The 13,980-nt window shown below is 29.7% G+C and carries 12 protein-coding genes; 3 read left to right on the plus strand and 9 right to left on the minus strand.

From position 1 onward, the window contains the following. Positions 1-63: 63 nt before the first annotated feature. From BVC87_RS17555 to BVC87_RS17575, 5 genes are all read right to left on the minus strand, one after another. Positions 64-1,467 carry an alkaline phosphatase PhoX gene (locus tag BVC87_RS17555; protein ID WP_075343713.1) on the minus strand — a complete coding sequence of 468 codons (1,404 nt, stop codon included), beginning with the start codon at positions 1,465-1,467 and terminating at the stop codon, positions 64-66. Between the two features lie 118 nt (positions 1,468-1,585). After that, the gene (locus BVC87_RS17560; protein WP_075343714.1) at positions 1,586-3,085 is read right to left on the minus strand and encodes a SusD/RagB family nutrient-binding outer membrane lipoprotein; all 1,500 of its coding nucleotides are present in this window, start codon (positions 3,083-3,085) and stop codon (positions 1,586-1,588) included. Positions 3,086-3,089: 4 nt separating this feature from the next. Then, positions 3,090-6,545, minus strand: a complete 3,456-nt coding sequence (locus BVC87_RS17565) for a SusC/RagA family TonB-linked outer membrane protein (protein WP_159439379.1) — start codon at positions 6,543-6,545, stop codon at positions 3,090-3,092. Between the two features lie 192 nt (positions 6,546-6,737). After that, a complete protein-coding gene (locus BVC87_RS17570; protein ID WP_075343716.1) occupies positions 6,738-7,697 on the minus strand; it encodes a FecR family protein in 960 nt (319 codons plus the stop codon). 76 nt (positions 7,698-7,773) lie between these two features. Next, a complete protein-coding gene (locus BVC87_RS17575) occupies positions 7,774-8,295 on the minus strand; it encodes an RNA polymerase sigma factor (RefSeq protein WP_075343717.1) in 522 nt (173 codons plus the stop codon). 444 nt (positions 8,296-8,739) lie between these two features. Here BVC87_RS17575 and BVC87_RS17580 point away from each other — a divergent pair, with 444 nt between their 5' ends. Genes BVC87_RS17580 through BVC87_RS17590 form a run of 3 tightly spaced genes read left to right on the plus strand, consistent with a single transcriptional unit; the run spans position 8,740 to position 10,518 of the window. Beyond that, entirely contained in the window at positions 8,740-9,510 is a 771-nt protein-coding gene (locus BVC87_RS17580; RefSeq protein WP_075343718.1) for an N-acetylmuramoyl-L-alanine amidase, read from the plus strand. Between the two features lie 44 nt (positions 9,511-9,554). Next, positions 9,555-9,938, plus strand: a complete 384-nt coding sequence (locus tag BVC87_RS17585) for a hypothetical protein (protein ID WP_075343719.1) — start codon at positions 9,555-9,557, stop codon at positions 9,936-9,938. Between the two features lie 31 nt (positions 9,939-9,969). Continuing rightward, positions 9,970-10,518, plus strand: coding sequence for a hypothetical protein (locus BVC87_RS17590; protein WP_075343720.1), 549 nt, complete (start codon positions 9,970-9,972; stop codon positions 10,516-10,518). 418 nt (positions 10,519-10,936) lie between these two features. On the opposite strand, the gene BVC87_RS17595 is transcribed toward BVC87_RS17590, so the two are convergent. The 4 genes from BVC87_RS17595 to BVC87_RS17610 all read right to left on the minus strand — a co-directional run bounded on the left by BVC87_RS17595 (position 10,937) and on the right by BVC87_RS17610 (position 13,825). Then, complete coding sequence (locus BVC87_RS17595; protein ID WP_075343721.1) at positions 10,937-11,461, minus strand: cytochrome b; 525 nt, start codon at positions 11,459-11,461, stop codon at positions 10,937-10,939. Beyond that, positions 11,448-11,984, minus strand: coding sequence for a hypothetical protein (locus BVC87_RS17600; RefSeq protein ID WP_075343722.1), 537 nt, complete (start codon positions 11,982-11,984; stop codon positions 11,448-11,450). Before BVC87_RS17600 ends, BVC87_RS17595 begins: the two co-directional genes overlap by 14 nt. 34 nt (positions 11,985-12,018) lie before the next feature. Beyond that, complete coding sequence (locus BVC87_RS17605; RefSeq protein ID WP_075343723.1) at positions 12,019-12,786, minus strand: helix-turn-helix domain-containing protein; 768 nt, start codon at positions 12,784-12,786, stop codon at positions 12,019-12,021. A gap of 205 nt (positions 12,787-12,991) precedes the next feature. Then, positions 12,992-13,825 (minus strand): hypothetical protein, encoded by an 834-nt coding sequence (locus BVC87_RS17610; RefSeq protein ID WP_075343724.1) that lies wholly within the window; start codon positions 13,823-13,825, stop codon positions 12,992-12,994. Between the last annotated feature and the right edge of the window lie 155 nt (positions 13,826-13,980).

Below are 13,980 nucleotides of genomic sequence, written 5' to 3' on the forward strand. Positions count from 1 at the left end.
ATTAAAAATTGTTTAACAACACGGAAGTGCTAATAGGGGTATAATTATGATGAAGTTTTTAATCTATATAAACTTTTCCCATGGGCCAGTAATAGCCAAGGTATGTCCATTCTCTTGAACGTTAACGAATAGTGTTTTACCTGTCGGAGAAAATGTTAATCCAGTTAATTCGGAAGTAGAGCTTTTGTTACAAGCAAAAGTATAATGATTTCCTTCCTTATCGATTCCTCTAATATGGTTAAGCTCTCCATTATCTTCACATAAGAAAAGATCTCCCCAGGGTGTAATATTTAAGTTATCACACATATGCAATACAGTTTTGTCTTCAGATTCTGCATAAAGTTCTAAAGTGGCAGGAGAATTGACTTCTTCAGAAGTACCTTCAGCTTCAGATAACTTATACCTAAAAACTTGCCCAAAATGATTAGGTCCTCCATTAGTACAAGCAAAATACAATTCGTCTTCACCCATCCAAATTCCTTCTCCTCTTGCAAATCGTGCAGCTCCTAATTCAAAACCACGAAAACGTAAATCATCTTCTTTAGGGTCTACATTATCAATAGGAATCCAATGTACTTCCATAGATTTATTTTTAAGAATTTTAGGGGTTTCCCAGTTTCTCGTGTCTAAACTTTTTTGTCCATTTATAGCAAGTACTTCGAGTTTACCTCCTTGTTGTAAATTCTCTTTTTCGTTCGGAATAAATCGATACAATAAGCCATCTGGTCTATCTTCTGTAAGGTAAATGCAACCTGATTTAGGATCTACAGCAACAGCTTCATGATTAAATCTTCCCATATCTTTTATAGGAACTGGAGTAATCATTTCCTTGGCATTCATAGGAACTTCAAAAACATATCCATGATTTTTTTGAATTTCATTCCCATTAGCCATAGTAACATCTTCTTCACAGGTAATCCAACTTCCCCAAGGGGTAATGCCTCCAGCACAATTTCTATACGTACCAGCTAAACTCATAAACTCATCTACCAAAGTCCCTTTATGTTCATCATAAATTAGGGTTGTGGTACCTCCTAAACCAACAATAGCTCCATTTCCAGAATCATATAATTTGTCTTTGATTACCTCAGTAAATAGTTTGTTATCGTTTCCAAAAGGACTATTTTCTAATGGAGTTGGACTGTTTTCATGATTTCTTATAATAATCGTTCTTCCTAATTCATCTAAAAAAGTTCCCATACCATCAGGTCTACCAGGAACTAAGAAACCATCGGACATTTTATTTCCTTGTCGAGAAATAATTTTATAATGAAACCCTTCTGGAAGATCTAAATATCCTTTAGGGTCAGGGATTAAATTTAAAGAACTCGTTTTAGCTGTTTTGTTAGAAGGATTTCCTTTTTTGTTTTCTGAATTACAACTGAGTAATAAAGTTAAACCTATAGAGGTTAAGGCTGTTTTTTCAATAAAATGTCTTCTTGTGTATTTAGTGTGTTGGTTAGACATGCTGTAAGGAATTAATTTGAATTTAATGGTTGATTGATAGAAATATAAGCTCAAAGATTAGGGAGTACTACAAAGGAATACTCCCAAAATCTTTGGCACTCAATTAAATATAATATATTTAGTTTACATCCCACCAAACCTTAGCTAGTGGAGTATTGTTTCCATTTAATGGCGCTCTGTTAATCGCAGCATCTGCATTTGCTTGATTTTTATCAGTTGTTTTACTTGAATAAAAATAACGAGTGGGTATTTGTGTAGCAACAACATCAGGGCCTAAAGATAATGTAGGGAAATTCATACGCCTCCAAACTGCATATCCTTCAAATCCATTGTTTACTTGATCTAACCATCGTTGAATAGCAATATGCTTTATTTGATTAGAAGCAAAATTTACTACGGCATCATTTATATAAGCTGTACTTGTTGCTGTAGAAACATCAATTCCGTAACGCTGTAATGAAGCATTTATTCCTGCTTTATAATAATCAGTTGCATTACCCGAAATTATACCTCTAAAGGCAGCTTCTGCTTTGATAAAGTTAACTTCTGCAAAGGTTAACAACCAAAATGTATTTAAGTTTTTAAAATTATCACTTAATAAAGAGCGATCATCACTTTCTGTAATATCAGAAGCTATACCAACTGGTTGTCCTACAAATTCAGGAGTTCCAGTAGTAATTGAATTTGCAGTTGGAGACAACAACCAAGATAAACGAGGATCTTGTAGAGTACTAACGCTATTTACACCACCATTTCCTTTCATAATTTCCACTACAGTTTCTGAAATTCTAATTTCATCAATAACAGGATTTGAATTATCAAATGGCCAATTATTGATTGAGTTATAAGAAAAACTAGGCTCATCTGAAATAGATGTGAAAACTGGATTATTTGTTGAATTATTAAAGATATCAGCGACTCTAGCTGATACATTAGTAGCTTCTGAAATGCGTAATAAAAAACGTAATCGTAGAGAGTTAGCAAACTTTCTCCAAGCTAATTTATTCCCAGAAAAAAGTAAATCCCTGTTAGCATCAATGATTTCTGTCGCAGGAGAATTAGCCAACACACTATTTGCATTTTCTAAATCAGCCAACATGGTGTCATATATTTCTTGTTGAGAGTCATATATTGGAAATAAGTAACGATCTTCTAATTTAAATCCTTGTCCAGCATCTTTATAAGGAATATCTCCAAACAAATCTGTTAGTTGAGAAAGCATATAGGTTTTTAAAATATTGGCAATCGCTTTATAGGTTTGATGACCTTGATTTTCCGCTTCAAATTTTAATAGCTCAACATTTCGTAAAGCTCCTCCATTTTCAGAATAGAAAATTTCCCAAGTTCTTCTAGAAATAGCATCATCATCTTGTGTTAATGCTCCTTCTTCAGAATTTTTAACAGCAAATTGTTGTACAAACTGTCCAGGAACTTGATATGAGTTTATATTTTGACCTATAAATCCAGGTACAATAGCTCCGAATAATAAGTCTAAACTAGGTCCTTGATTTGACTGGTTAGGATTGGTATTAATTTCTTCAAAATCTGTAGTACACCCTTTTATTAAGAATACTACGGTGAATAGAATAGTTAAAAATGTATAGTTTTTAGTTGTCATTTTCTTAGAAGTTAGCGGTTAATGAAAATCCAAATGTGCGGGCAGAAGGAAGCGCAAAAAATTCTCCTCCAATCAATTCACCACTATAACCAGCAGCTTCAGGATCTATATGAGGAACGTTGTCCCATAGTAAAAGATTTCTTCCGTATACTGTTAAAGATGCGTCTTGGATAGAAAGTAAATCGGTAAAAGATTTTGGGAATTGGTAGGCAAGTTTTACTTCTCTCAACTTCACAAAAGTTCTGTCGAAAGTACCTATAGCATCATTATCAAAATAACGTCTGTATACGTTTTGAGTTCTTGCAGCAAAATTAGCAGGGGTGGTAAAACCATCTGTTTTATCTAAAAAAGCTCCATTGAGTACTACCCAATGTTCTTCTGGTATAACAGTTTGCCCTTCAGCTATGGCTTGAGATGCAGCAGCTGGGGAATCTCTTTCAAATACTTGAGTAGATTCTATTAATGAACCAAAATTATTTCCAATAACAAAAGTTCTTGAATGTACATTTCCTCCTTTATTTATATCAAATAAAAAGCTGAAATTAAAGTTTTTATATCTAAAAGAGTTATTAATTCCACCAATCCAATCTGGATTAGCATTTCCTATCAACGGCTTTGCTTCAGCAACTAAACTACCTACATCATCAGATTCTTCAGAGCGACCATCGGGTCTAAAAACCTGTAATCCTACACGTCCTAAATTTCCATTCTCATCAACTTTCAATAGATAGTCTCCATAAAAATCACCATAACTTCCTCCATTTACAATATCCAAATTGATCCATCGCTCAGCTAAAGTAATACGATCACTTTCACCAATTTGAAAGTCTTCTATTTTGTTTGTGTTCTTTGCCCAATTTAAAGTAAGATCCCATTGAAAATCATCATTTTTAATGGGAGTAATTGTTGTAGAAAGTTCAATACCTTGGTTTTTAATTTTTGCAGGAACATTAATTGTTCTTTCTAAAAAACCACTTTCTGTTGCCAAAGGCACAACAGCAATTTGATCTGTATTTTGAATACTATATACAGAAGCATCAAAAAATAATCGATTCTTAAATAAACTACCCTCAATACCAAATTCATAAGAAGTGATATTTTCTGGTTTTAACTGTATATTTCCTAGTGTTTCGTTTACAGTATTAGCAGTAATTCCTTCTACAGAGCTTCCATTAATGCTAACACTACTTGTTTGATAAGGGTCTGTATCATTACCTACTTCAGCATAACTAAATCTAGTTTTTAAATATTCACCTTGATCTCCTAAATCCAAATCTAAAATATCAGATACAATTCCACTTAAAGAAACAGAAGGGTAGAAAAAAGAGTTGTTATCTATAGGTAAGGCACTAGACCAATCATTTCTTCCGGTAACATCTAAAAACAAATAATCATTTAGTCCTAAGGTTATACTACCGTAAATACTATTAATTCTTTTGTGAGATGTAAAGTTATTTGCAATTACTGGAGATCTACTATTTGATAAATTGAATACTCCGGGTACAACTAAACCATCAACACCAGTGCTAGCCCTTAATTCTTCATATCGTTGATCTAACCTGTTAGCCCCAGCAATAACTTTTAAAGAAACATTCTTAATATCCTTTTTATAAGTGAAAAGTATATCAGTATTATTTTCTTGATAAAAAATATCAGCCTCAGAATAAAAACCATTAGTATATGGGAAATGAGAGAATGATTTTTTACTAGTCCTTTTATCTCTGTAAAAATCTAACCCAGTTCTAAATTGCATAGAAAGATTATTTGTAATCTCATAATTGAATTTGAAATTACCAAACAAACGATTTCTAGAATTGCCATTTAGATTCTCATGAGCTAAGAAATATGGATTATTAACAGTCCTATCTGATGTTGCTTGTTTAACATTAGTTTGAAAAGGTTCCCAATAATTTTGTAAATCACTTAAACTTTCATTGGTTCCAGTTTGAAGAAAAGCAAATAAAATATTAGAGGGATTTTTAGCTCCTATTTCAGGGCGATTATCACTACCACTATTAATGTAATTAAAACTCGTTCCAATAGAAAATTTAGAACTTAAATTATAGTTTGAATTCAGACTTAATGAATTTCGTTCTAAATCGGTATTAGGAACCATCCCTTTTTGATCTAGTCTGCTAAAAGATAATCTGAAGTTTCCATCTTCATTTCCTCGTGTGATAGACAGGTTATAATTATGTGTAATTCCTGTTTCTAAAAAATCCCCAATAGGGTCAGAACCTAATCTATTTATCCATGGAATGTTTCTTGGAACTGTAGGATTATTTGGATCATACTGTGGGATATTCTGACCAGAAAATCTAGGTCCAAAATTTCTTCTTGAATTCGCATTTAAGTCAGGAAAGCTATATAAACCATTACTTCCTTTACCAAATTGTGTTTGAAATTCAGGAGTTTTTAGCGCAGTTTGTATCGAAGTATCAAAAGTTAAAGAGATCCCTAATCCATTTTTTTTTCTTCCTTTTTTGGTTGTAATTAAAATAACTCCATTGGCAGCTCTAGCACCATAAAGAGCAGACGCTGTAGCTCCCTTTAATACTTGTACTTCTTGGATATCTTGAGGATTTATTTCTGCAGCTGCATTTCCATAATCAACTTGAACTTCACCATCAGTACCACTGAATTGTCCTTCACCAAAAAAACCACTTTGGTTTGGATTAGACGGTCCGCCAAATGTTCTAGTAGATTGATGTACTTCATTACTAATTGGAATACCATCCACTACAAATAATGGTTGATTTCTTCCTGAAAGAGAATTGTAACCACGTAAAACAATAGTAGATGACGATCCAACGCTACCATTAGTATTGGTAATTTGCGCTCCTGCTATTTTACCACTAAAACTACTTAGTAAATTAGGCTCTGCAGTTTGAGCAATTTCTGAGCCTGAAATTTTTTGAGTAGCATATCCTAATGTTTTTTTTCCTCTTTTAATGTTTAATGCAGTAACAACTACTTCATCTAAACTTTGAGAAGCCTCTTCTAAAACAATAGTAAATTCTAATACATTTGTAATAGGTACTTCTTTTTTGATGTAACCTAAATATGAAACAACTAATGTAGTAGCATTTTCAGGAAGTTTAAGAGTAAAAGTACCATCCAATCCTGTGTTAATACCTATGGAAGTTCCTTTTACTACTATACTCGCTCCAGGTAAAGTTTCTCCAGTTTTATCTACTACTTTTCCTTTTATGACTTTATCTTGTCTAGTGTTTTTTTGAGTAGATTGATTTCTTATAATTACATCTTTATTTTCTACGATGTATGAAAAGTTAGCTTTACTACCTAATTCATCAAGTATTTTAGCTACACTTGTATTTTTGTAAATTACATTATATACCTGTTTATCTTTGGTAATATTATTTCCATAAGTAATATTAAATTGTGTTACCTTTGATATTGTAGTAAAAATTTGTTGTAACGTAACATTTTTTTTATTCAAGGATATCTTTGTTGTATTTATGTTTTGTGATACACCATAAGAAAAAAATGTACAGAAAGTAATTGCTAATGTTAGCAGTTTCGTTTTGTTTTTTAATAACGATTTCATATGCTTTATTAAGTATTGATTCATTGATATTTCGATGCTTAAATATTAGGGTCTGGTGCGAACAGGCCCTTTTTCTTTATAGTTTTATTTAGATGTTATTTCAATCATATTTTTATGTGTTTTAAGTTGAACTTCATTTATATAATTAATTCTCTTAATAATTGTTTGTAGAGAATCTTTGATATTTAATCTAAGCGAGTAGAGTTTTTTAAGTTTTGCATTTTCATCTTTAAAAAATACAGGCATCTTGTATGTCTTTTCTAAATACTTACTAAATTGATTCATAGATACGCTATCAATAATAGCTTCGTTATGAATCCACATGGTGTATAAAGCAGTGAGAGTTTCTCTTTTAATAAGTGATTTAGAATTGGAGTTGTAAATGACTTCTTGATTAGGAATAACATCTATAAACTTATCTTTTGTTGCAACTCTTACAGCGCCCGTAGCTACAGAAACTTCTACTAAACTATCTATAGTATTAATATTAAAAGAAGTCCCTAAAACTGTAGTTAAAACTTCTCCAGATCTAATAGTAAAAGGCTTTTTCTTATTCTTAGTAACTTCAAAAAAAGCTTTTCCTTTTAATTTAGTTTCTCTTTTCGATGCTCCAAATTCTGATGGATATTCTAAAGTACTTTGACTCGCTAACCAGACAGACGAATGATCAGGTAATGTTATTTTTTTAGCTAAAGCAGAAGTATTTTTAATTGATATCCATTCAGGGGTATTTCTATTAGATTTCCATAAAAAGAATAGATTAAGAAGTAAAGCAATACTGGCAGCAACTCCAATAATTCGCTTGCGTAGAATTTTTTTATTTGAAACAATTGCTTTTGAATTGATTTCTTTTTCAATAGCTGACCATGTTTTTTCTGAAGGAGGGGGAATATTATTATCTTCTTCAATTATACTTTCAAATTCTTGTTCAAAGTAGTTTTGAATAAGTTCGTCCTCTTTAAGTAAAACTTTCAATTCGTTCAATTCATCTTGAGAACATGAGTTGTTTTGTAACCGTTCTAACAAGTAATCTAATCGTTTCATCTATTTCTTTTTTTATAAAGAGACGGATATCCCAAAAAATACTTAGCTATTAATGTTAAGTAACGGTTAAGTAATGTTAAATAATATTTCTTAACCTTAAAATGGCCTCTCTTAAGTGTGATTCTACTGTTCTTTTTGAAATTTTAAGCTCTTGAGCGGCTTCTAAATATGATAATCCTTGTAGCTTTATGAGTTGAAAAACTCTACGTTGTTTTTCTGGGAGTTTACTTAAAATATCTGAGGTTTTTATTTCATTTACAGCAATACCTTTTATAATAATAGGCTCTTTTTCATTGTTTAATGCACGCTGTTGTTCAAAAATTAAATTGGCTTGTTGTTCAGAAATTTTTCGCTTGTAATTTTTGACAAGTTCAACACGAATGATTTTAAATAAATACGCTTCAAAGAAGTATTGCTCAGATTTTATATTGCTCTTATTTTCCCAAAGTGCTATATAGGCTTTTTGAAGTATTTCTTGAGAAAGATCTTTATCATCTGTTTTTGAAAAAATAAAGGCATATAATCTCTTATAGGTTTTATGGTAAAAAACCTCAAAAGCTTTTTGATCCCCTCCAATTATTTTTCTGATGTTTCCCATTAATCAGTGTCAAAAATAGATTAAAAAAGAAAGTTGTTTATTAATTTATTGTAAAGTAAACTTCAATAGAATATTTGATTTACGTAACTTTTTATGTTGTATAAATGCTGTTTTGTTTTATTAAAAATGAAGCCATTTTGACTTTTTATTATGAATTTAAACCTAAGATCCATAAATACCCCATCATTAAATGAAGATTTTGTAAGTTAAAATTTGACAAAATGATAGACTTTTTGAATCAAAAAGCTATGCTACGAATGAAAAAAGTAGCGAAAAAAGGGTGAATTTTAGGTGTTTTAAAGAAAATAGGTGAAGTTAGGACGAGTTCAATTAGTATTTGGTTAGAATTCAGTTTATATTTGGATGTAATATAAGGTGTATAGGGGACACCAAAAAAAGCTATACGAATAACCACATAAAACTAAACTATAACCAAATAAGAAAATGAAAGCTACAAGTATTGCTAAACACGAAAGAACTTTTTTTGAATCGGGGAGGGATTCAGATGGTAAAGCATTTATTTTAAAAGACATGGCAGTGCCTATTAAAGGAACTAATGAGGTAATGCCTTATGTAAGTTGTCGATTAAAAAATAAAGATGAGTCATTTTTTGTGAAAGAAAAGAACACAAAAACACAAATAGTACTACATTATACTGCAGGATACATAAAAGGAGATGTTGCGGCTTTATCTAGACCAAATTATAGGGTTTCTACAGCGTTTATACTACCTCGAAATGGAAAAATATTGAACATGTGGTCTTCAGCCTTTTGGTCGTACCACCTTGGTTCAGGAGCGGTAGGCGGAAATACGAACGGAAGTAAACGAAGTATTGGAATAGAAATTTCTAATATAGGATTTCTAAAGCGTATAGGAGATAATTTAGTTACCGTGTATAATGATAATGACGTGTATTGTACAATACATGATACAAATCTATATACAAGACTAGATACACCGTATCGAGGAGAAGTTTATTTTGCTACATTTACTGAGAAACAATATCAAAGTTTAGAGATTTTACTTAAATATTTAACAGCAACATATAATATACCTAAAGCTTTTTTACCAGAAGAAAAGAGATATGATGTTATATCAAAAAACGAATTGGTTAATTTTAAAGGAATTGTTTCTCACGTAAATTATAGATCGTCTGGAAAATGGGATATTGGACCTGCATTTAATTGGGAAAGAATTATCAGTAGTTTACAGTAAATTCTTTAGTAGATTAAAAGAGAATACTAAAAATAATCAACCAAATGAAAAGCACAAATATTAATACGTTGTTGCAAATAGTTGCTTTAATTTTTTTACTTATCATAGGCTATTTAGTTTTTAGTTCGAGTTCTAATTGGCGTGTAATAAAAAGAGAATTAGATAATGCACAACAAGAGCTAAAAACTTCAAAAGAGAAGGTTGTAAATGCCAAATCTGAGTTAGATAAATTCAAAAAAGAATTTGAAAAAATGAAAGCTCAGAAAGACTTATTGATTCATAAAAGAGATTCGTTGATTTTAGAATTTAAAAGAAAAAATGCCAAAGACTGGCAAGAGTTACAACAAATTAAAGATTCTATAAAAAATACGAACGATAAATTAGTAAAGGATCGATTGATATTAAACGGTCTTTTCGGAATCAATTAAAATATAAATACAACTGAATAAATAATTAAAAATGAAAATAATAGCATTTGTCTTTAGCTTTTTTATTGTACTTTCTTCTTGGAGTCAGGTAGCTAGAGATTCTGTAAAAGTAATTGAAATACCAATGTCTTATGCAAATCAGGTTGGAGAACCTTTAACGGTTAAAAAAGATAGTTTGTACGTATTTAAAACATCAGAAGTATATCTGGTGAACAAAAAGTCTTTTTTGGCAATGAAGAATATATATCAAACTACAATAGATCAAGATAAAATGACGAAGGAGCTTGTGGAAAAATATACGGCTACATTGCGTAGAAATATTGACTTGGAAAGACAATTAAAAATTAATTTTTCTAAGTCAGATAGTTTAGATCAAAAAATTCACGAACGTAATCAACTTACTTTGGATCGTACACAAAAAGCATTAGATTACACTATAAATAGTTTAGATAGAGCAACAAAGAGTTTAGATATAGTGGAGAAGGAAAGTAAACGTCAAAGAAGAAAATCTGTATTTGAAAAAATATTGATTGGAGCTGCAGGTATTGGAGCAGGAATTTTAATAGGTAATGCTTTTTAAGGTATATTAAAACTGGAATATTCGCTTGAGTTCGATTTAAGAATACATTTTTTTAAAATGTAAATCATTTGATTACGTAGTTACGATGAAAGAAAGATAGTGAAGTGAAGAAGGAATCTTTTCTTTGAGAACCTCAAGAAATATCCAAGATCCGTTCGTAAAGACGTCTTTATTTATATGGAAGTGAAGGTGAAATTATATCGAATAATAAGATGTGAGCTAATTTTAAATATGTTTATTTAGTCTGTGATTCCATTTTTGGTGTTTCAAATTAGTGACAACGGTTTGTATATGAAAAGTAGCGTGTTGAGATGCTAAATTTTAATTGTTAAAACTAAAGTAATAAAAAAGTGCAAAACTTTGATGTCTTGCACTTAGTGAGTTATTGTTTATATAAGTTGTTGTAAAACGTTTTACATTAACTAATCCTTTTTAAAGTATTCTCTTTAGTCAAAATGTAGTGTTTTATCACGCCAATTACATGTAGTATTAACAAAATCATCATAATAGTAGCGAAAAGGTCATGGCTTTTTAAAGGTAAAATCATCTCTGGTGATTTAATTAACTCAACAGAGTTTTGTTTAAAAGCATCAATGTAACCACCATTAATCATAGAAGCAATACCTGATAAACTTATTATTAATAACAAAAAGTAAAATGAGTTATGAATCCAAATAGTTAACCTATCATTTAGCTTAGAACCTGTTTTTAAATCTTCGGGACGCTTATACTTAAAAAATATAATACTTCTAATAATTGTAGCTATAAAAACAATAAATCCAAGTATTGCGTGTATTTTTATTAATGAAAATTTGTCTACTGGGTCTAAATCACTCATATATTTCCCCATTGGGAACAATAACAGGATGAGTATTGAACTTATCCAATGAATGACAATCGTTCCTTTACTGTATTTTATTTCTAAATTATTATTGGTTTTCATTGATAATCTGTTTTGATTTTAAAGAGAAAATAATAATAGAAATACCACTTAATAAAATAGAAACACCTGCTAAGATAATTGCTTGGAATTTATCTGAAAAAGTAAATATTAACAAGGTAAATGCAATTATAAGATTTACAATACCCGCTAAAAATCTATAAATAATAATGTTCCAATTTATATTCTTATTATTCAGAGTAGTGAAACCTAGTAAAAATTCTAACAACCCATGAAACAATGTAAAAAAGCAAATTATATACAGAAAATTCTCTAAATTTTTTGAAAAGAAAGACGCTAGGGCAAAAGCTATAAATCCAACTCCTTGTAATAAATGATATTGTTTTACCTTATTATTTTGAGAATTTGCTTTAGAAAAACTTATAGCAAAACCTCCTGAAAATATTAACAAAATAGGGATTAAAACTTTAGAGATTTCAATTCCTATACTTTTAGCAAGAAATATTACGACTCCAACCAAACTTATTAATAAGCCTGTAATTATTAGGTTCAATGATTTATTCATAGGTATATTATGTTAAAAATGTTTTAACACAAAATTATGTTTTGTCAGTAAGTTTTAATTGTACAAATTGGTCGTTTTGATTTTCGTAAAGCTTTTGAGGTGTTGTACCTGTTTGTTTTTTTATACTCCTTGAAAAATGGGATTGATCAGTGTAATTTCCGTTAGGAAATAGTTCGCCTTTGCTAATTTGATCATAAGTCTCAGCACATTTTAAAATATTTAGATATTCTTTAATAGAAACTCCCATGTGTTTTTTCAAGTATCTATTTATTTGTCGGTGACTCCAATCAATTTGGTTAACAATTTTGGTTACATTGTCAGAAGAATAAGATGAGTAGACTAGCTTTGAAAGTGCTCTTTTCTTCTCAGGTATATTGTTCATTTTAATATTAGAAAAAACAGGAATTTGCTTAATGTGATCAATAAAATCGTTTAAAATGCTAGATTTAAAATCATTAATATTCCAAAATGAATGGTCTAATTCTTCTCTACTATTTAAAAGAGAACCAATAGCATGATTAAATAGATATTCGGATGCTAATAATTTAAATTTTATCAAAAATGTGACAGAATTAGATGGTGTAATTATAGGGACAGATTCATTAAAAAGCCCAACTAATTTTATTATTTGTAATTCTCCATTAATATAAATAATTATTAACTTAAAGAAACCATCTGGAATAATCGTATAGTTAATATCGTCTAAGTTATTGTTTTTAAACAACCAAATTGAATCAATAAATTGATTCAAATTACCCTTTGGGACTACTTTTTCGACCTCTAGTTTGATATTGTTAGCCATTTAAATCCTGTAAAAAAGGCAATATATATCTTGTTTAAGAATTTTGATTGTACAAATTGGACGTTTCAGATTTAATGTTTTACAACGTTTTAGCTAAAAACGTTGCTTGGTTTTAGCAGTTAAATTAGTAAAAAATACCGGAACTTGGACGTTTGCGAGTATTTTCCCAAAGGGAAAATCCGTAAGCAATGTTTTTTAGGTTTTGTTACTTGCAGTTATTTTTAAGTAAATCCTCAAATTTCAAAATCAAAATGTCTTTTAATTCCTTGTTTTTTTCTACTTCTACAAAAATATATGAATCATTAAGATAAAGAACTTTATGTTTTAAAGATTCAGAGTACGTTTTATTTATTTTACATTCGATGTAATCTAAATTTTTAAGATTATATGGAAGAATAAAATTTTTCCTAAATTTTCCAATTAAACCTAATGTAGGTAAGAATATAAATTTAAAAAATAGTACAAAAAGTATAGAGAATATAATAAAAGAAAATATACTCTCTTTCTTTTTATCAACTTGTTTTTCTTCTCTGTTTTTTTCAATTCTTTCTTTTATAATCGGGATGCTGATTATAAGATAAACTATATCAAAAAGAATATATGAGATGTATATAAGTATAATAATATTACAGCTAATTAGAAAAAGGAAAACTATAACAGACACATCATTTAAAAATTCTAAGTAAGCTGGAGTTATATAATAATATGAGAGAATCCCTATTAAAGATATCTGAAGTATTATAAGAAAAAAATTCGTGATAAATTTCTTCCAAGTAAATGGTTCATACTTTTTCTTTTTAAAATTACTAAAATCAATATGTTTAAGACTAAGTCTTGAAAATAAATATATTAGAGTTAAAACAAATAGAACTAATAAACCATCAGAAATTACTTGTGTCGGAGAAAAAAACCTTAAATAAGAAGTAGATATATAAGATAATTCAATTATTTGCCATAATCCTCCTATAAGAGCAGGTATGATTAAAATGATGCTTAAATTCTCTTTAATCCAATTTAATTTATACTTTATTCTATTCAATTATTAATAGTTTATTAAGGTTAGCAATTGCACCTAACGTGTTTGTGTATGATTTCGTTGCGTGTTTCAGCAATTAATTTAGCAAATACAAACCGAATAGAAAATCTGCGAGGATTTTCGTAAGTAGGCGAGTATTAGCAATGAATTATACACGG

The sequence above is a fragment of the Tenacibaculum agarivorans genome, from assembly GCF_001936575.1.
In the GTDB taxonomy this organism is placed as follows: Bacteria; Bacteroidota; Bacteroidia; order Flavobacteriales; family Flavobacteriaceae; genus Polaribacter; species Polaribacter agarivorans.

What these genes read in the sequence shown, in the direction of transcription:
- BVC87_RS17555 (WP_075343713.1), bottom strand. Translation starts at nt 1,467, where the DNA reads ATGTCTAACCAACACACTAAATACACAAGAAGACATTTTATTGAAAAA.
- BVC87_RS17560 (WP_075343714.1), bottom strand. Translation starts at nt 3,085, where the DNA reads ATGACAACTAAAAACTATACATTTTTAACTATTCTATTCACCGTAGTA.
- BVC87_RS17570 (WP_075343716.1), bottom strand. Translation starts at nt 7,697, where the DNA reads ATGAAACGATTAGATTACTTGTTAGAACGGTTACAAAACAACTCATGT.
- BVC87_RS17575 (WP_075343717.1), bottom strand. Translation starts at nt 8,295, where the DNA reads ATGGGAAACATCAGAAAAATAATTGGAGGGGATCAAAAAGCTTTTGAG.
- BVC87_RS17580 (WP_075343718.1), top strand. Translation starts at nt 8,740, where the DNA reads ATGAAAGCTACAAGTATTGCTAAACACGAAAGAACTTTTTTTGAATCG.
- BVC87_RS17585 (WP_075343719.1), top strand. Translation starts at nt 9,555, where the DNA reads ATGAAAAGCACAAATATTAATACGTTGTTGCAAATAGTTGCTTTAATT.
- BVC87_RS17590 (WP_075343720.1), top strand. Translation starts at nt 9,970, where the DNA reads ATGAAAATAATAGCATTTGTCTTTAGCTTTTTTATTGTACTTTCTTCT.
- BVC87_RS17595 (WP_075343721.1), bottom strand. Translation starts at nt 11,461, where the DNA reads ATGAAAACCAATAATAATTTAGAAATAAAATACAGTAAAGGAACGATT.
- BVC87_RS17600 (WP_075343722.1), bottom strand. Translation starts at nt 11,984, where the DNA reads ATGAATAAATCATTGAACCTAATAATTACAGGCTTATTAATAAGTTTG.
- BVC87_RS17605 (WP_075343723.1), bottom strand. Translation starts at nt 12,786, where the DNA reads ATGGCTAACAATATCAAACTAGAGGTCGAAAAAGTAGTCCCAAAGGGT.